We start from the raw sequence: 447 nt of genomic DNA, 5'->3' as shown, positions 1-447 counted from the left end.
CCGCAAGGTGCAGGAGCTGGAGCAGCGCCTCGGCGCGCGCCTGCTGCACCGGACCACGCGCCGCATCGGCCTCACCGAGGCCGGTTCGGTATACCACGAACATTGCCAGCGCATCGCGCGCGAACTGGAAGAAGCCGAAAGCGCGGTGGGCCAGTTGCAGTCCGGTCCGCGTGGCTGGCTGCGCTTCACCGTGCCCTACTCCATCGGCATCACGTGGATCGCGCCGTTGCTGGGCGAATTCCATGCGCTGTACCCGGAAATCCAGCTGGACATGCACCTGGGCAACGAGAAGCTGGACTTGATCGCCGGCGAGGCGGATCTGGCATTGCGCGTGGGTTCGCTGCCCGATTCCAACCTGGTGGCGCGCAAGCTCGGCAGCCTGCGTACGCAGGTGTTCGCCAGCCCGGCCTACATCGAGCGCTATGGCGAGCCGCTGCATCCGGACGA

At 67.1% G+C, this 447-nt stretch carries 1 protein-coding gene; it reads left to right on the top strand.

What is annotated here, in order from left to right:
- Positions 1-447 (top strand): LysR family transcriptional regulator (locus CWM66_RS28520; protein ID WP_146159984.1); only part of this gene is annotated, 447 nt, incomplete at both ends.

This window comes from Kosakonia sp. H7A (assembly GCF_003028445.1).
Classification (GTDB): Bacteria; Pseudomonadota; Gammaproteobacteria; order Enterobacterales; family Enterobacteriaceae; genus Kosakonia; species Kosakonia radicincitans.
This window is presented reverse-complemented; position numbering and strand designations above follow the sequence as displayed.